The 16,357-nt window shown below is 69.9% G+C and carries 15 protein-coding genes and 1 riboswitch; of the genes, 7 read left to right on the top strand and 8 right to left on the bottom strand.

Features of this window, described 5'->3' with window-relative positions:
* Window positions 1–286: 286 nt before the first annotated feature.
* From ABZ664_RS03220 to ABZ664_RS03200, 5 genes are all read right to left on the bottom strand, one after another.
* On the bottom strand, window positions 287–871 hold the full coding sequence (locus ABZ664_RS03220; protein WP_362502145.1) for a C40 family peptidase: 585 nt from the start codon (window positions 869–871) through the stop codon (window positions 287–289).
* An 82-nt stretch (window positions 872–953) separates the two neighbouring features.
* A riboswitch (cyclic di-AMP (ydaO/yuaA leader) is annotated at window positions 954–1,113 on the bottom strand.
* Window positions 1,114–1,452: 339 nt separating this feature from the next.
* The gene (locus ABZ664_RS03215) at window positions 1,453–2,151 is read right to left on the bottom strand and encodes a class I SAM-dependent methyltransferase (protein ID WP_362502143.1); all 699 of its coding nucleotides are present in this window, start codon (window positions 2,149–2,151) and stop codon (window positions 1,453–1,455) included.
* 125 nt (window positions 2,152–2,276) lie between these two features.
* On the bottom strand, window positions 2,277–3,227 hold the full coding sequence (locus ABZ664_RS03210; RefSeq protein WP_362502141.1) for an NlpC/P60 family protein: 951 nt from the start codon (window positions 3,225–3,227) through the stop codon (window positions 2,277–2,279).
* 315 nt (window positions 3,228–3,542) lie between these two features.
* A complete protein-coding gene (locus ABZ664_RS03205; RefSeq protein ID WP_362502139.1) occupies window positions 3,543–4,175 on the bottom strand; it encodes a hypothetical protein in 633 nt (210 codons plus the stop codon).
* Between the two features lie 100 nt (window positions 4,176–4,275).
* Window positions 4,276–5,538 (bottom strand): NYN domain-containing protein, encoded by a 1,263-nt coding sequence (locus ABZ664_RS03200; protein ID WP_362502137.1) that lies wholly within the window; start codon window positions 5,536–5,538, stop codon window positions 4,276–4,278.
* Window positions 5,539–5,776: 238 nt separating this feature from the next.
* Between ABZ664_RS03200 and ABZ664_RS03195 the strand changes: the two genes are divergently transcribed.
* The 3 genes from ABZ664_RS03195 (at window position 5,777) to ABZ664_RS03185 (ending at window position 9,166) form a co-directional block, all read left to right on the top strand.
* Window positions 5,777–6,907, top strand: coding sequence for a phosphotransferase family protein (locus tag ABZ664_RS03195; protein WP_362502135.1), 1,131 nt, complete (start codon window positions 5,777–5,779; stop codon window positions 6,905–6,907).
* Window positions 6,908–7,098: 191 nt separating this feature from the next.
* Window positions 7,099–8,823 carry a DEDD exonuclease domain-containing protein gene (locus tag ABZ664_RS03190; protein ID WP_362502133.1) on the top strand — a complete coding sequence of 575 codons (1,725 nt, stop codon included), beginning with the start codon at window positions 7,099–7,101 and terminating at the stop codon, window positions 8,821–8,823.
* A gap of 55 nt (window positions 8,824–8,878) precedes the next feature.
* On the top strand, window positions 8,879–9,166 hold the full coding sequence (locus ABZ664_RS03185) for an Lrp/AsnC ligand binding domain-containing protein (protein WP_350947478.1): 288 nt from the start codon (window positions 8,879–8,881) through the stop codon (window positions 9,164–9,166).
* 189 nt (window positions 9,167–9,355) lie between these two features.
* On the opposite strand, the gene ABZ664_RS03180 is transcribed toward ABZ664_RS03185, so the two are convergent.
* From ABZ664_RS03180 to ABZ664_RS03170, 3 genes are all read right to left on the bottom strand, one after another.
* Window positions 9,356–10,303 (bottom strand): histidine kinase, encoded by a 948-nt coding sequence (locus ABZ664_RS03180; RefSeq protein ID WP_362502130.1) that lies wholly within the window; start codon window positions 10,301–10,303, stop codon window positions 9,356–9,358.
* Window positions 10,304–10,395: 92 nt separating this feature from the next.
* Window positions 10,396–11,460 (bottom strand): anthranilate phosphoribosyltransferase, encoded by a 1,065-nt coding sequence (gene trpD, locus ABZ664_RS03175; RefSeq protein ID WP_362502128.1) that lies wholly within the window; start codon window positions 11,458–11,460, stop codon window positions 10,396–10,398.
* Window positions 11,461–11,492: 32 nt separating this feature from the next.
* Entirely contained in the window at window positions 11,493–11,891 is a 399-nt protein-coding gene (locus ABZ664_RS03170; protein ID WP_362502258.1) for a hypothetical protein, read from the bottom strand.
* A 195-nt stretch (window positions 11,892–12,086) separates the two neighbouring features.
* Here ABZ664_RS03170 and ABZ664_RS03165 point away from each other — a divergent pair, with 195 nt between their 5' ends.
* From ABZ664_RS03165 to ABZ664_RS03150, 4 genes are read left to right on the top strand one after another with little or no spacing between them, the layout of a single operon-like run.
* Window positions 12,087–12,704 (top strand): heme-copper oxidase subunit III, encoded by a 618-nt coding sequence (locus tag ABZ664_RS03165; protein WP_362502126.1) that lies wholly within the window; start codon window positions 12,087–12,089, stop codon window positions 12,702–12,704.
* Between the two features lie 16 nt (window positions 12,705–12,720).
* Window positions 12,721–13,536, top strand: a complete 816-nt coding sequence (locus ABZ664_RS03160; protein WP_362502124.1) for a c-type cytochrome — start codon at window positions 12,721–12,723, stop codon at window positions 13,534–13,536.
* The gene (locus tag ABZ664_RS03155; RefSeq protein ID WP_362502122.1) at window positions 13,533–14,645 is read left to right on the top strand and encodes a Rieske 2Fe-2S domain-containing protein; all 1,113 of its coding nucleotides are present in this window, start codon (window positions 13,533–13,535) and stop codon (window positions 14,643–14,645) included. Before ABZ664_RS03160 ends, ABZ664_RS03155 begins: the two co-directional genes overlap by 4 nt.
* On the top strand, window positions 14,645–16,333 hold the full coding sequence (locus ABZ664_RS03150) for a cytochrome bc complex cytochrome b subunit (protein WP_362502120.1): 1,689 nt from the start codon (window positions 14,645–14,647) through the stop codon (window positions 16,331–16,333). The genes ABZ664_RS03155 and ABZ664_RS03150 overlap by 1 nt, the downstream gene beginning before the upstream one ends.
* Window positions 16,334–16,357: the final 24 nt, after the last annotated feature.

The raw sequence follows: 16,357 nt of genomic DNA, 5'->3' as shown, positions 1-16,357 counted from the left end.
CCGCTTTTCCGTGCTCGGGCGTGTGCTTTCGGCACGTGCTCTCGACGCGCGCCTCCGGCGTGTGCCCGGACGCGGGCTCGGGCTCCCGTACTCGGGCGCGGTGTTCGGGCACCGTGCTCGGGTCCGGCGCTCGGGCTCCGGTTCGGGTCCGGCGCTCGGGCTCCGGTTCGGGTCCGGCGCTCGGGCTCCGGTTCGGGTCCGGCGCTCGGGCTCGGGTCCGGCGCTCGGGCTCGGGTCTCGGGAGCCGCGCTCGACGCGGTCCCGGGTTCCCCACCCGGGCGCGGGCTCAGGCTCCGGGCCGTGCCGCTCCGGCGAAGGAGGACTTGTAGTAGCCCGCCAGCTTCACGACACGAACCGTCTTGCCACTGCTCGGCGAGTGGACCATCCTGCCCTTGCCGACGTACATGCCGACGTGGCCCTTCCCGCTGAAGAACATCAGGTCACCGGGGCGCAGCTTGCTCCACGAGACCTTCTTCTTGAGCGCCCTGTACTGGCTGTGCGTGACCCTGGGGAGGGAGACGCCCGCCTTCTTCCAGGCGTACCGGACGAGCCCCGAGCAGTCGAACGCTCCGGGCCCGGAGGCTCCCCACCGGTAAGGGGTGCCGATCTGCTTCTTGGCCGTCGAGACCGCCTTACCGGCCCGGACCTTCTGTCGTGCCGCCTTGCTCATCTTGGCCTTGGCCTTCACCTTGGCCTTCGCCGTGGACTTGGCCTTCGCCGTGGCTGTGGCCGAGGCCTGAGTGACGGTCTTGGTGGTGCCTTCGGTCTTCTCAGAGACGCCGGCCGCGCTGTTGACCAGGATCTCGGGGGGACCGTCCGCCGCCTGCGCCGCCGTGGGCCCGAGGGTGACCGCTCCGGCTGAGGCGGTCAACGTGAGGGCGATACCGCCGAGGGAAAGGCGGAAAAGGCGCGACAGACGAGGGTTGTGCAGGGTGCTGGACAGGATTTCTCCTTGGGGCTTCCACTGATGCCTACCGGGTTAGCTGACGGATTCGGGCTTGGAAGATGCCCTACGGCATAAACATGCCGATTCACCCCTGGCCGCAGCGTGCTGGGCCTTTTGGGTCCCCGGTTCCATGCCTCCTGGCTGCATGGATTCGGCGGGCCGCCGTAATGATCTCCGCCCCCGACTGGGGGCACGGCGGCCGGCTGGATTCTTATGAGGGAACCGGCCCGAAGACCGACATTCGCCGCGACGGCGTGGCTTGCACGTCGCGACGCCAGAAGTTACCCCGATCCCCAACATTCGGCAAAGCATTCGCCAAATTCGGGAGAGCCGATCCCCATCTTGATCTTCCCGTTACCCCTGCTTAATGGCTATTTATGCTAATGAGATATGACTCTCGTCACATCCTTCGCATCACGCCAGACAGATCACGGTTTCGTAATGTTCGTCACATTCATGATGATCTAGTGATGATGGACCGTTCCCGGGTGATCGGCCGGACGCTCTCAGCGCCTGACACAGGTGTAGGCCCCGTAGATCGACTCCCGGAAGTCCGCCTCGGCGATCTCGAATCCGGCGGCGTCGAGCATCGGTTCGAGCAGCCATCTGAAGGTGCTGTACTCGGTGCGCAGATGCTCGGCGTAGTCCTCGCGCGTGTAGCCCAGCGCGGGGTCGTCCGCCGCACCGTCGAGCCAGCGGCCGAACACGGCGTCGGCCTCGTCCGGCCGGAAGTCGAAGATCAGGTCACGCAGGCGCAGGACGCCCCCCGGCCGTACGATCCGCGCGACGCGGTCGAGCGCGACGGCCTTCCAGAAGTCGGGGAGCTGATGGAGCGCGTGGCGGGTGTAGACCGCGTCGGCGGGCGGCCCGGTGTGCTCGTAGGACAGGAAGCCCGCCCGCACGCACTCAAGGGCGGAGAGCCCGTTCTCGGCGGCACGGGCGGCCAGGAAGTCGTGCATCGCCGGGGAGACGTCCACCGCCACCACCCGCGAGAACCGCCGCGCCGCGGCCAGGGCGAACTGTCCGGTCCCCGCGCCGAGCTCCACGACCGTCGCGCTCTCCCCCACACCGTGCCTCGCGAACACGGCGAGGTCCTCTTCGGGATCGGGCCTGCCCTGCTTCCGGTCGAACCCGGCGACGAACGCGGCGTCGAGGTGCTCCGGCCCGGCGTACGCGAGCTCGTCGGGTATCCATGATTTGATCATGTTCCGATGCTCGCAGCAGCACCGCGCCCGGCACATCCGGTTTTTCCGGCACCCTCACCCGGCACGAGAGCCGCGCCGCCCCCTGGAGGGCCGCTGTGGGGCCACGGGGAGCCACTGGGGAAACGTCAGGGGCGGACGGCTCCGACGATGCGGCGGCCGTAGGACGACAGCGGGACGGTCTTGACGACGTCGCCCGTCTGCGGGGCGTGCACGATCTGGCCGTTGCCCGCGTACATGCTGACGTGGCCGAGGCCCTCGCTGAAGATGAGGTCGCCGGGCTGGAGGTCGCTCAGGGAGACCTTGCGGCTCGCACCCCAGCTCCACTGCTCCCAGGTCGTCCGGGGAAGGGAGACTCCCCCGTTGCGCCAGGCGCCCTGGACCAGGCCGGAGCAGTCCCAGCCGGCCGGGCCCGTGCCGCCGTACCGGTAGGGCTTGCCGATCTGGGCGAAGGCGAACTGCAGGGCGGCGCGGGCGTTGCCCGAGGCGGAGCCGGTGTACTGGATCCCGGTGCTCTGGGGGTTGCCCACCTTGAAGGCGTTGAGCTCGCGCAGGAGCTTCGTCTGGGCCCTGACCATCTTTTCGGCCTTGGCCTTCTCCTCGGCCAGCTCGTCGCGCGTCTCGTCGGCCTCGACCAGGGCCTTCTTCGCCTCGTCCCTGCCGATCCGCAGCGCCTTGGTGGCCTCGTCGAAGGCGTTCAGCGACTGGGCGCGGGAGGTGGACATCTGGTCGGCGGCCGCCAGACCGCTCAGCAGGGCACCGGGGTCGGACTGGTAGATCATGCCTTCCCAGCCGTTGATCGACCCGACCTGGTAGCTGCTGACGGCCATCGAGACGAGCTCCTTGCGCAGCCCGACGACCTGCTTGTTCTTGCGGGTCAGATCGGCGTTCAGATCGCCGTACTTCTTCCTGGCCCGCTTCCACTTCTCCGAGGCCTGGTTGTACTTCTCGACGATCTGGTCGGCCTGCTCGTTGAGCTTCTCCAGCTTCTTCTTCGCCTCGGCGGGGGTCGGCCTCAGCTGGGCGGACGCTCCGCTCACCGGCATCGTCAACAGCGCGAGAGCGAGCCCTACCGCCACCGGTATCCGAATCAGTCCAACCGGCAAACCCGCCACGGCCACGTCAACGCCTCCCGACTGCACCAGACCTGCGGCGAATAGTACAGAAGAAGTAATGGTTGACTCACCTTTTCACCGGGTTTGCTCCTTGTTCGCAGGTGACCGCTTTACCCGCGGCCGACGGTTTTCTCCCCGGGGGGCGCCGTCGGCCGCGGGAGGCGGCCCTGTCAGGAGCGGCACCTCGGCCGCTGGGGGTGGCACCGCGGGAAGCGATCCCGCCGGGAAACGGGTGGTGTCTCGGCCGCGGGAAGCACCTCCGCCGGGACCCCGGGCGCGCTACCCGCAGGTGGCGATGTCGCAGATCTTGGCGGTCATCCTCCTGGCGTCGCGCAGCTGGACGCTCCAGTCACCCTTCGCCGGCTTGTAGTACTCCCCCGCCCAGAGATAGACCAGGACGGCGTTGCCCTTCCTGACCAGCACGCTCCGGTCACCGCCCACCCCGGCCTTCCTGCCGTAGTAGACCTGGCCGGAGATCCTCAGCGCCTCGTCACCGAGCCCGGTCAGGCGCGAGGAGGCGTAGCGGTAACTCGCGCCGGAGTTGGTCCTGGCCGCACACTTGACCAGGGCGGCACGCACCTGGGCTATGGCCGAGGCGGCCGAGGCCCGTGAGCCGTACAGAATCACCTGCTCGACCTTCATGAAGTCCGGCACGCCGGTGAAGGTCACTGTCCGGGCGGCCACGCGGCCGGTCGCGGCCAGTGTGCCCCTGTCGCACGGGTTGACGGCGAGCCTGGCCTTCGCCGAGTTGCCGACCGTCCAGTTGGTCTCGGGATCGTTGTCCTTCTTGGCGGCGTCCTTCTCGTACAGCAGGAAACCTCTGGGAATGGCGGCCGCCTCGGCCGTCGCGGGGGTGGTGACGGTCGCCCCTACGGCCAGGACGGCGAGGGCGAGCGTTATGATCTTCTTCATCTGAACCCTTTCAGCGCGGAGACCCCCGCCTTCAGCCGTGGGGAGAAAGTCAACGAATCGAGCCTCCTGGGTGATCCGATGCCCCACGCCCCCAAAAGGTTTACGCTCGGCCCAGACGTCTGAGAAGAAGCACCGAGGGCACCGGCCTCGCGCCCATCCTGCGCACCGACTCGGCCACCTCGCGATCCGAGGAGACCACCGCGATCGCGCGCCCCGCGGGCTCGGCGCGGACCAGCTGGCGGATCAGGTCGTCGGCGATCTGGTTCGGGGCGCTGAACAGCACGCGCACTCCCCTGGGTGCCGACACCGGGACCGGCCCGTTCAGCTCGGCGCCGTCGAAGACGCAGGTCAGCTCGGTGCGGGTCTGCGCGTAGAGCGCGCCGAGACCGGTGAGGAGACGGCTTCGCTGGTCGGCCAGGGTGAACGTGCCGTAACCGGTCTTGGTCACGTTGTAGCCGTCGACGATCAGATGGATCTGCGGCAGCGCGAGCAACTGGTCGAGCAGGGCGGGGTCGTCGTCGGCGAGCGCCCGCGCGGGAACCGCCTGGACCCCCTGCTTGCCCGGCGCCACCGAGACGACCGAGTCGGCGGGACGGTGGATGCCCGAGGGCAGGGCGAGCTCCCTGCGCAACCCCGCGGCGGCGTCCTGCAGGGCGTCGAGCAGCATCCGGACCTTGGTGTCCTCCACACTGCGGCCCTCGCGCGCGGCCCTGCGCGTCGACTCCAGCTGCCGCTCGGCGTCGGCGAGCCGCTCGCGCAGGCGGCGCAGCTCGCTCTCCACGGTGCTGCCCGCCGAGAGCGCGGCGGCCTTGGCCTCGTCGGCCACCTCCTGGGCCGCGGCGGCACGCGCCTCGGCCGCCTTGGTCCGCTCGCGGGCCTCGTGCAGCCTGCGGCGCAGGTCGGAGACCTCCGAGCGCGAGGTCTTGAGCTGCTCGCGCAGCCGCTCGGACTCCTCCTTGGCCGCGGCCTTCTGAGTGGCCAGCTGCTCGCGCAGCCGGGAGACCGTCTGCTCCTGGGCGGAGCCCTCGGCCGCGACGGCCGACCTCTCCAGCTCGGCGCGGGCCGCCTCCACCATGTCCGCCCAGCCCGGCGGCCTGGTCAGGTATGCGGCGGCGGCCACCATGACGGGCTCGGCCGCCGGCGGGACCGTGCCCTCGGCGAGGCTCGCGACCAGCTCGGGCCAGCCCGCGGTCAGCGTCTCCGCGACCAGCTCGCGGAACTTCTTGTCGACCTCCAGCTGCGCGGCGATCGGGGCGCCGCCCAGCTTGGCCCGCTTGCGGGGATCGAACCTGGCGATCCCCTTCAGCGGCAGTGGCACCGAGGCCGCGGGCATCGAACCGAGGATCTGGGAGGCCAGCTCCACAACGTGTAAGCGAACCTGCTCGGGTAACGGACGAGACAGGCCCTCTCCGGCTGAACTCATCACGGCCCCTACTCGGATCGGTCTTCACGTCAAGGGTACGGCTACCGCACCGTGACCCCGACCTGACCGTACGTGGACCGGCGATCGACGAGGCCGTGAACGCTTTATGGACAAGCGCTTGCTGCTGGGTTACGACTGTGCGGATCACCTTGTGACGCACGCCACCCGGGAGAGCGCGATGCATGAGCCGACGAACGAGCACGACCGGCGGACCCAGAAGATACGGACCTCGACCCGCGACCTCGGGGAGTTACGTGAGCGGATGAGGTCGTGGCTCTCCCTGAGGGTGGGAGGCCCGGTCACGATCTCTCCGCTTTCACGTCCCCAGAACAACGGCATGTCCAGCGAGACCCTGTTCTTCGACGCCTCCTGGGCCTCGGCCGAGGGCGGGTACGACCTTCCGTGCGTCGCCAGGATGGCCCCGGCGGACGAGGCCGTCCCGGTCTTCCCCGGCTACGACCTCGGCAGGCAGTACGAGGTCATGCGGCTGGCGAGGGAGCGCGCGGGCGTGCTCGCGCCCCGGACCCTGTGGTACGAGCCCGACCCCGGCCCCCTGGGCGCCCCTTTCTTCGTGATGGAGCGGCTCACCGGCGACGTACCGCCGGACGTGATGCCCTACACCTTCGGGAGCCGGCTGCTGGACGCCTCCCCCGCCGACCGCGACCGGCTGCAGCGCGGCAGCGTCGAGATCCTGGCCACGCTGCACGACGCCCGGTTCACCGCGGAGGAACTGCGCCCCCTGCGGAGCCCGGAGACGGGCGAAACGGCGCTGCGCAGGCACGTCGAGGAACAGCGGGCCTACTACGAGTGGGCGCACGGCTCCATGCCCGTACCGCTGCTGGAGCGGGCGTTCGCCTGGCTGGAGGAGCACTGGCCGGCGGATCCCGGACCCGACGTGCTGAACTGGGGTGACGCCCGTATCGGCAACGTGATGTACCAGGACTTCACCCCCGTGGCGGTGCTCGACTGGGAGATGGCCGCGATCGGCCCCCGCGAGTTGGACATCTCCTGGATGATCTTCCTGCACGCCTTCTTCCAGGAGATCACCGAGTTCATGGAACTGCCGGGGATGCCGGACTTCATGCGGCGCGAGGATGTATGCCAGACCTACCACGAAATAACGGGATACAAGCCTCGAGACATGGAGTTCTACGAGACGTACGCCGCCCTCAGGCACGGCAGCATCATGGCCCGCATCGAGCACCGCAGGATCCACTTCGGCGAGCGGGTCATGCCCGGCGACCCCGACGACCTGGTGATGCACCGGGCCACCCTCGAACGGATGCTGGACGGAAGCCACTGGGGCTGAGGCCCCGGAGAGAACACCGGTGAAGGCACCCGAGAAGGCACTCGTGAAGGCCACCCGGAAAGCCCGTCGGAGGTCCGTTGAAGGCCCTCGATGATCCGTGAAGGTCCCGGAGCTCCCCGCGCCCGGTGCGCACCGGGCGTGGAAGGGTCCGGTGCGGTAAATGTCGGTCGAGGCTTCTATGGTCGTGAATCGTGGACTACGCCGTGCAGGGAACACTCGACGAGCTGGGCACCCCGCTCAGCCAGGTCACCTTCGTCGTGTTCGACCTGGAGACCACCGGCGTCTCCGCGGGCGAGCACGCGATCACCGAGATCGGCGCCGTCAAGGTCAGGGGCGGCGAGGTGCTCGGCGAGTTCGCCACCCTGGTCGACCCCGGCTCGCCGATCCCGCCGTTCATCTCGGTGCTGACGGGCATCACCGACAGCATGGTGGTGGCCGCGCCGAGGATCGAGTCGGTGCTGCCGTCCTTCCTGGAGTTCGCCACGGGTTCCACCCTCGTGGCGCACAACGCGGGGTTCGACCTCGGGTTCCTCAAGGCGGCCTGCGCCGCGCACGGGTATCCCCCGCCGGCCCACCAGGTCGTCGACACCGTCGATCTCGCCCGCAAGCTGCTCACCCGCGACGAGGCTCCCAACTGCAAGCTGTCCACCCTGGCCAGGATCTTCAGCGGCACCGAGCCCTGCCACCGGGCGCTCGCCGACGCGCAGGCCACCGTCGACGTGTTGCACGCCCTGCTGGAGCGGGCGGGCTCCTTCGGGGTGCGGACGCTGGAGGAGCTCAAGGGCTTCGTCCGCGCGCCCACCCCCGAGCAGCGTCGCAAGCGGCACCTGGCCGACGCGGTTCCCGCGGGTCCCGGCGTCTACGTGTTCGAGGACGAGGGCGGCGACCCGCTCTACGTCGGCAAGAGCACCAACCTGCGCAACCGCGTGCGCGGTTACTTCACCGCGAGCGAGACCAGGCCCCGCGTCCGCGAGATGATCGGCATCGCCGCGAGGGTGAGGACCATCGGCTGCGCGACCTCGCTGGAGGCCGAGGTGAGGGAGCTGCGGCTGATCGGCTCGGCCAAGCCCCGCTACAACCGCAGGTCGCGCTTCCCCGAGAAGATGTTCTGGCTCAAGCTGACCGACGAGCCGTTCCCCCGCCTGTCGGTCGTCCGCGAGGTCAAGGACGACGCGGCCTCCTACCTGGGCCCGTTCAACAGCGTCCGCGCCGCGGAGGACGCCCGCACCGCCCTGCACGAGACGGTCCCGCTGCGGCAGTGCACCGAGCGGATCACCCCGCGCACCAGGCGTTCCGCCTGCGCCCTCGCCGAGATCGGGAGGTGCGGGGCGCCGTGCGAGGGCCGCCAGAGCCCCGATGAGTACGCCGTGCACGTCGTGGCGGCCCGCCGGGCGATGGAGCTGGACGCGGCCCCGGTCTTCTCCGCGATCGAGGCCAGGATGGAGCGCCTCGCCCTGGACCAGCGCTACGAGGAGGCCGCGGCCGACCGCGACCGGCTCGCCTCCTACGTCCGCACCTCGGCCCGCATGCAACGGCTGCGGTCGCTGACCACGATCTCCCAGATGGTCGCCGCCGCCCCCCTGCCCGACGGCGCCTGGGAGATCCACGTCGTCCGCTACGGGCGGCTCGCCTCGGCCGGGGTGATGCCGAGGGGCGCCCACCCCACCCCGTTCGTCGAGGCGCTGACCGCCACCGCGGAGACGGTGCCGCGAGGGCCCGGGCCGGTCCACGCCGCCAGCGCGGAGGAGACGGAGTGCGTCCTGCGCTGGCTGGAGTCCCCGGGGGTGCGGCTGGTGCAGGTGGAGGGCACCTGGAGCCTGCCCGTCTCCGGCGCGGGCCGGCTCAAGGCCCGCATCGACCGCGCCTACCAGACGGCCGAGCCGCGCAGGGCACGTGAGGGCCGCCCGCTGCGCTGACGGCCGCGCTGATAGCTTCTGAGGCGGCAAGCCGCACTCAACGAGGAGGAAGCTCGTGGTCACCGCGATCGTTCACATCAACGCCGAGGTGGACCGGATCCCCGAGGTCGCCCAGACGGTCGCCGAGATCGACGGGGTGAGCGAGGTCTACTCCATAACCGGGGAGTACGACCTGATGGCCATGGTCCGCGTCACCTCCTACGAGGAGATCGCCGAGGTCGTCCCCGGCCGGATCAACAAGGTCGACGGGGTGCTGCACACCGAGACCCACGTCGCCTTCCGCGCCTACTCGCGGCACGACCTGGACGCCGCCTTCTCGATCGGCCTCGGCGAGTCCGACTGACATCCAGGAGCATCCTCGGCCCACACGGGCCGAGCCGGAGCGCCGGGCGGGCCCGGCATCCTCGGCCCGCACGTGCCGAGCCGGAGCGCCGGGCGGGCCCGGCATCCTCGGCCCGTGTCAGCTCCCACGGACGGCCGCGTCCCCACCCGTACGGGCCGAGGCGGAGCCGCAGCGGGCCCGGCGGCATCCTCACCCCGTGTCGGAGCCTGAGGGGGCGCCATCCTCACCCGTACGGGCCGAGGCGGAGCGCGAGACCGGGACCGTGTCGTCCTCGTCCGCCTCGCCGACACCGGCGAATCCCCGGAGCGGCCCGACGACGGTGACGTCTCCCTCACTCATGCGGCCTCCCACCTCGCCCGCGGTGGGCAGCCTCGCCCGCACCTCGAAGCCCCCACCGGGCAGGGTCCCCGCCGCCAGCGTCCCGCCGAACAGGGTGGCCCGCTCGCGCATGCCGAGCAGGCCGTGCCCCGCGACGGCCGAGAGAGCGGCCCTGCCGTCGTCCCGTACCAGGACGTCGAGGAAACCCGGCCGCCAGCGCAGTGTGACGCGGACCGAACGGGCACCGGCGTGCCGCAGGGTGTTGGCGAGCGCCTCCTGGACGATGCGGTAGGCCACCAGTTCGAGGGCGAGCCCGACCTCGGCGGGCCTGCCGTCCTCGACCACGTCCACCCGCAGGCCCTTCTCCCTGACCTCGGCGAGCAGGTCGCGAAGGTCGGACAGTTTGGGCTGGGGCGTCCTGCCGGTCGAGGGGCCGTCGAGGTCGAGCAGCGAGAGGGTGCGCTGGAGCTCGACGAGTGCCTGGCGTCCCGTCTCCTCGGCCACCCGCAGGGTCTGCCTGGCCCGCTCGGGATCCTTGTCCATGATCATCCGTCCGGCGCCCACGCCGAGCGTCATCATGCTGATCCCGTGTGCGACGACGTCGTGCAGCTCGCGGGCGATGCGTGCCCGCCGCTGCGCGAGCTGGGCACCGGCCAGTGCCTCCCCCTGGTCGGCGAACCTGGCCTCCCAGGACCTGAGCCTCAGCAACAGGAGCCTGCGCTCCCACACCAGGCTCGCCACGGCCACGCCCAGTGCGAGCGCCGCACACGACAGCACGATGGGGAGCACCTGCTCGTCCAGGGGGTCAACACGCCACATGGCCGCAATCTAGAACGACTCCCCTCGGCGACACATCCTCTCTTGGGCGGATCTTCCATCCGCCCAAGAGGGGAGGACCCGGCGATCGAGGGTCAGGACGGCGTGAGCGCCCGGCTGACCTCGATCCAGCGGTCGAGGGTCTCGGCGGCGGCACCGGAGTCGACGGCCCGCGTCGCGCGCTCGTAGCCCGCGGCCAGCGCGGCGTTCAGGTCGTCACCGGCGCCCGCGCCCTCACCCGCGCCGTCGAGGGCGACCAGCGCGGCGGCGGCGTTCAGCAGCACCGCGTCACGGACCGGTCCCGTCTTGCCGCCGACCAGGTCGCGGACGGCCTGGGCGTTGAACTCCACGTCCCCCCCGCGCAGCGCGTCGGGCGCCGCCCTGGGGACGCCGAAGGCGGCCGGGTCGAAGACCACCTTCTCCATCGCACCCTGGCGCACCACCCAGACCGTGGAGGTCGTCGCGATGGTGAGCTCGTCCAGCCCGTCGTCACCCCTGAAGACCAGGGCGGAGACCCCGCGCTCGGCGAAGACGCCCGCGACGACGGGGAGCATGCCCTCGTCGAAGATGCCGATCGCCTGGGCCGCGGGCCTGGCCGGGTTGGTCAGCGGGCCAAGGAAGTTGAAGACCGTGGGGATGCCGAGCTCCTTGCGCGGCGGGCCCGCGAAGCGCAGCGCCGGGTGGTAGACCGGCGCGAAGCAGAAGGCGATCCCGGCCTCCACGGCGACCCTCGCGGTGTCGGCCGGGGCGAGGTCGAGCACGATCCCGAGGTGCTCCAGGACGTCGGCGGCGCCGCAGGAGGAGGAGGCGGCCCGGTTGCCGTGCTTGACGACCCTCGCCCCCGCCGCGGCGGCCACGATCGCGGCCATGGTCGAGACGTTGACGGTGTGTGCCCGGTCGCCGCCGGTGCCGACCACGTCGACGACGGGACCGGCGACCGAGAGCGGGGTGGCCCGCTCCAGCATCGTGCGCGCCAGGCCGGTCACCTCCGCGACCGTCTCGCCCTTCGCCCTCAGCGCCACCGCGAAGCCCGCGATCTGGGCGGGTGTGGCGGAGCTCGACATGATCTGGTTCATCGCCCAGGCGGTCTCGTCGGCCGTCAGGTGCTCGCCCGCGAGCAGGGCGGACAACAGCGCTGGCCAGGTGGTGCGCGCGTCCATCAGAGGTCTCTCCAGAGGGGGGTTCCGAGGGGCTAGCGGGCGGACAGGCGGGTGGCGGAGCGGCGTCGCATCAGGTCGGCGACGGTCTCGGCGAGGACGACCGGGTCGATCGGCTGCGGCACGACGGCCTCGGCGCGCGACCACTCGGCGAGCCAGCGGTCGTCGCGGCGGGCGATCAGCAGGCAGATCGGCGGGCAGTCGTGGACCTCGTCCTTGGCCTGGCGGGCCACGCCCATGCCTCCGGCCGGCCGAGCCTCGGCGTCGAGCACGGCGACGTCGATCTCCCCGGAGTCGAAGTGCTGGACGACCTTGGCGTGGGTGGCGCACTCCACGATCTCCACGAGGGGCACGTCTCCGGCGGGGCGGCGGCCGATCGCCTGCCGCACCTTCTCGCGGGTGCTCGCGTCGTCGCTGTAGACGAGAACCCTCATCTTGTCGTCGGTGCTCACGGTCGCGCTCACTATCCCTCGTCGATGTATGGTCACCTGGGATGCTACCGGTCGGCCGCTCCGGAGACCCAGGCCGGAGCCAGCGCCGAGAAAATTGCCCTATACGTCCACTTTGGGGGGGCGTAGGTACCCCCTAACGGGGGGTCGTGCGGCGACCCGAGCAGGAGAGCCGCAATAATGCTGCCCGTGGCGACAGCATCCGCAATTTCAACGACGACGACAGCACACTCGTCCCGCCGGCCCGATCTGGTCAGCGTCGGGACGATCGTCTGGCTGTCCTCCGAGCTCATGTTCTTCGCGGCGCTGTTCGCGATGTACTTCACCATCCGGTCGGTGAGCATCGGCCAGGGACTGCCCTGGCCAGAGGCCCATCTGAACGTCCCCTTCGCCCTGGCCAACACGACCATCCTGGTCCTGTCGAGTGTGACCTGCCAGATGGGCGTGTGGGCGGCCGAGAAGGGCCAGGTCGCCAAGCTGCGCTTCTGGTACATCGTCAGCTTCGTGCTGGGCTCCGTGTTCGTGGCCGGCCAGCTGTACGAGTACAGCGAGCTGGTTCACGAGGGGCACACGCTGTCGCACTCCGCGTACGACTCCGTGTTCTACCTCACCACCGGCTTTCACGGCCTGCACGTGACGGGTGGACTGATCGCGTTCCTGTTCATGCTGGGACGCACGTACGCCGCGAAGCGCTTCACCCGTGAGCAGGCGACCAGCGCGATCGTCGTGTCCTACTACTGGCACTTCGTCGATGTGGTCTGGATCGGGCTTTTCGTAACCATCTATGGCATTCACTAAGGAATCGGGGATCTCTGTGAATAGGATCACCGCTGGGCGGCGGCATCCCCTCGCGAGATACGCCGTCCTGCTTCTGGCCCTGGGCCTGATAGGCGGTGTCTACACCGTCGTGCTCTCGATCTCCCCGAGCCGGCAGGCCGACGCCGCCATCGCTTCCGGCAGGGCCGACGACGTGGCGGAGGGCAAGAAGCTCTTCGAGCAGAGCTGCTCCAGCTGCCACGGGCTCAACGCCGAGGGCACCGCCCAGGGTCCGACCCTGATCGGCGTCGGCGCCGCCTCCGTGGACTTCCAGGTCAGCAGCGGCCGTATGCCCCTGGCCAACCCCGGCGCGCAGGCACCGCGTAAGCCCCCGGCGCCCTGGGTCAACGAGGACACCATCCGGCAGCTCTCCGCCTACGTGCAGTCACTCGGCGGTGGCCCGACCATCCCGACCGACGAGCAGGTCGACGCCTCCAAGGGCGACAAGGCCAGGGGTGGCGAGCTGTTTCGCGCCAACTGCATCCAGTGCCACAACTTCGTCGGCTCCGGCGGCGCCCTGACCCAGGGCAAGTACGCGCCGCCGCTCCACGAGTCCACCGAGAGGCAGATCTACGAGGCGATGATCACCGGTCCGCAGGCGATGCCGGTGTTCAACGACAGCATCATCACCCCCGAGCAGAAGCGGGACATGATCGCCTACATCGTGGGCGTGCGTGAGGAGCCCAACCCGGGTGGCGCCGGTCTCGGCCGCATCGGCCCGGTCACGGAGGGTCTGGTGGCCTGGATCGTCGGCCTCAGCCTCCTCTCCCTGGCCGCCATCTGGATCACCGCGAAGAGGCGACAGGCCAAATGACTGACAACAATCACGACATCGAACAGCCGGAGGAGCGCGCGCCCAAGCGCGTGATCGGCACCCCCTCCCCGGCGGCGAGCACCTCCCTTCTCGGCCATGAGGAGCCGAGGAGGGCTGAGCCCGTCCAGGTGCCCGGTGTGACCCCGCAGGACGAGGCGACCGCGAGGAAGGGCGAGCGGTACGCCGCCCTGTGCTTCCTCGTCGCCTTCCTGGGCGGCATCGGCTTCGTGGTGTCGTACGTGGTCTTCCAGGTCGGCGACCTCGAGACCACGCAGGTCTCCAACTTCGCCCTGGGCGCCTCGCTCACGCTGGCGCTGCTCGGGCTGGCCGCGGGCATGACGACCTGGGCCCGCATGGTCATGCCCAAGTACAACCTGATCCAGGAGCGCCACCCGATGGCCTCCGACTCAGAGACCAGGTCCTATGTGGGCACGACCTTCGTGCAGGGCGCGAACGAGAGCGGCATCCTCAAGCGCCCGCTGCTGCGCCGCACCCTGCTGCTCGCCGCCGCCCCTCTCGGCCTCGCCCCGCTGGTCCTGCTGCGCGACCTCGGCCCGAGCTACTCGGACTTCCCCGCCAAGCTCCGGCACACCGTCTGGGGAGAGAAGACCAAGGACGGCAAGCAGCGCAAGCTCATCGTCGAGGGAAGCGGCTCCCCCATCAGGGCCGCCGACTTCAACTCCCCGGGCGGCATCCTCTCCGTGGTACCCGAGGGATACGAGCACGACCTGAACGCGCTGGCCAAGGCCACACTGATCCTGATCAAGTTCCGTCCAGAGGAGCTCAAATCAGGAACTAACCTGAACTGGACACACGACGGGATCGTGGCGTACTCCAAGATCTGCACGCACGTCGGCTGCCCCGCGGCCCTGTACGAGCAGACCACCCACCACATCCTGTGCCCGTGTCACCAGTCGACCTTCGACGCCGCCGACGGCGCCAAGGTCATCTTCGGCCCGGCCGCCCGGCCCCTGCCTCAGCTGCCGATCGCCGTCGATAATGAGGGATACCTCGTCGCAACGGCGGACTTCCCGGTCCCCGTCGGCCCCAGTTTCTGGGAGCGCGGCGACGCCGAGGCCGAGGTCCGTGAGAACGGAGCCCAACAGTAATGAGCATGGAGACCGTTCCGAAGCCCATCGAGGGCGCGAGCACCTACGTCGACGACCGCATCGGCGCGGGAAACTTCCTGCGGCGCAACCTACGGAAGATCTTCCCCGACCACTGGTCGTTCCTGCTGGGTGAGATCGCCCTCTACTCGTTCATCGTCGTGCTGCTGACCGGCACGTTCCTGACGTTCTTCTTCAAGCCCGGCATGGGCCACGTCGAGTACACCGGGTCCTACGGTCCGCTGCAGGGCGTCGTCATGTCCGAGGCGTACGCCTCGGCGCTGAGCATCAGCTTCGACGTGCGCGGCGGCCTGCTGATGCGGCAGATGCACCACTGGGCGGCCCTGCTGTTCATCGGCGGCATGATGGTCCACATGCTGCGGGTGTTCTTCACCGGCGCCTACCGCAAGCCCCGTGAGTTCAACTGGCTGATCGGCGTGCTGCTGCTGACGCTGGCGCTGCTCGCGGGCCTGACCGGTTACTCCCTCCCCGACGACCTGCTCTCCGGCGCCGGTCTGCGGATCACCGAGGGCGTGGCGATCTCGCTGCCGCTGATCGGCACCTGGCTCACGTTCTTCCTCTTCGGCGGCGAGTACCCGGGCGAGGACGTCATCGCCCGCTTCTACTCGCTGCACATCCTGCTCATCCCGGCCATCCTGCTGGCGCTCATCTCGGCCCACATGATCCTGATGTGGGTCCAGAAGCACACGCAGATGCCGGGCAAGGGCCGCACCAACGAGAACGTGGTGGGCGCGCCGTTCTACCCGGCCTTCATGATCAAGGCCGGCGCCTACTTCATGTTCACCTTCGGGGTCATCGCGCTGCTGGGCACCTTCGCCCAGATCAACCCGATCTGGCTGTACGGTCCCTACACCCCCGCCGACATCTCGGCGGGCTCGCAGCCCGACTTCTACATGGGCTTCCTCGAAGGCTCGCTGCGCCTCATGCCCGCCTGGGAGCTCAACCTCTTCGGCGGCGCGGGTGGCACGGTCGCGATGAGCGTGCTCATCCCGGCCCTGGTGCCGATGGGCATCGTGATGACGGGCCTGGCGCTGTATCCGTTCATCGAGCAGTGGGTCACCGGGGACCGCCGCGAGCACCACGTCGTGGACCGTCCCCGCAACAACCCGCACCGCACCGCGATCGGCATGTCGGCGATCACGTTCTACGGTGTCCTGTGGCTGCTGGGCGCCAACGACGAGATCTCCGCGTTCTTCCACATCTCGCTGAACTGGACGACCTACGCCGGCCGGTTCCTGGTCATCGCGGGTCCCGTGATCGCCTACATCGTCACCTACCGGATCTGCCTCGGCCTGCAGCGCAGCGACGCGGCGATCATCAGCCACGGCGTGGAGTCCGGTGTGATCAAGCGGCTGCCCCACGGCGAGTACATCGAGGTCCACGTACCGCCGCACGAGGCGATCGAGGCCCACATGCGGGGCAAGGAGGCGGTCCCGATCGTCTCCGGAGACGGCGCGGGTCCGAAGAGTCGCGACGACATCCCCTCCAAGGGGATGCGCGGCCCGCTCGGCCGACTCCGCGCCAAGATGAGCGCGGCGTACGGCGGCGAGAAGATCCCGCTGGACGACGGCCACGGCCACGGCGAGGGTCACCACGCCATCGGCGACGGAAGCCACGAGGAGCACGCGACGGTCGGCCAGGGCGGCGAGGACAAGTCCCTGACCCGCTGATCCGTCACGGCCGGCACCACCCGG

Source organism: Streptosporangium sp. NPDC006930 (assembly GCF_040635605.1).
Taxonomy (GTDB): Bacteria; Actinomycetota; Actinomycetes; order Streptosporangiales; family Streptosporangiaceae; genus Streptosporangium.
The sequence above is the reverse complement of the archived record's forward strand: the minus strand, read 5'-3'. Positions and strand labels throughout refer to the sequence as shown.

Coding starts and splice junctions, on each gene's coding strand:
- ABZ664_RS03180 (WP_362502130.1), bottom strand. CDS start 10,303: ATGTGGCGTGTTGACCCCCTGGACGAGCAGGTGCTCCCCATCGTGCTG.
- ABZ664_RS03170 (WP_362502258.1), bottom strand. CDS start 11,891: ATGAGGGTTCTCGTCTACAGCGACGACGCGAGCACCCGCGAGAAGGTG.
- trpD (WP_362502128.1), bottom strand. CDS start 11,460: ATGGACGCGCGCACCACCTGGCCAGCGCTGTTGTCCGCCCTGCTCGCG.
- ABZ664_RS03195 (WP_362502135.1), top strand. CDS start 5,777: ATGCATGAGCCGACGAACGAGCACGACCGGCGGACCCAGAAGATACGG.
- ABZ664_RS03215 (WP_362502143.1), bottom strand. CDS start 2,151: ATGATCAAATCATGGATACCCGACGAGCTCGCGTACGCCGGGCCGGAG.
- ABZ664_RS03150 (WP_362502120.1), top strand. CDS start 14,645: ATGAGCATGGAGACCGTTCCGAAGCCCATCGAGGGCGCGAGCACCTAC.
- ABZ664_RS03205 (WP_362502139.1), bottom strand. CDS start 4,175: ATGAAGAAGATCATAACGCTCGCCCTCGCCGTCCTGGCCGTAGGGGCG.
- ABZ664_RS03155 (WP_362502122.1), top strand. CDS start 13,533: ATGACTGACAACAATCACGACATCGAACAGCCGGAGGAGCGCGCGCCC.
- ABZ664_RS03165 (WP_362502126.1), top strand. CDS start 12,087: ATGCTGCCCGTGGCGACAGCATCCGCAATTTCAACGACGACGACAGCA.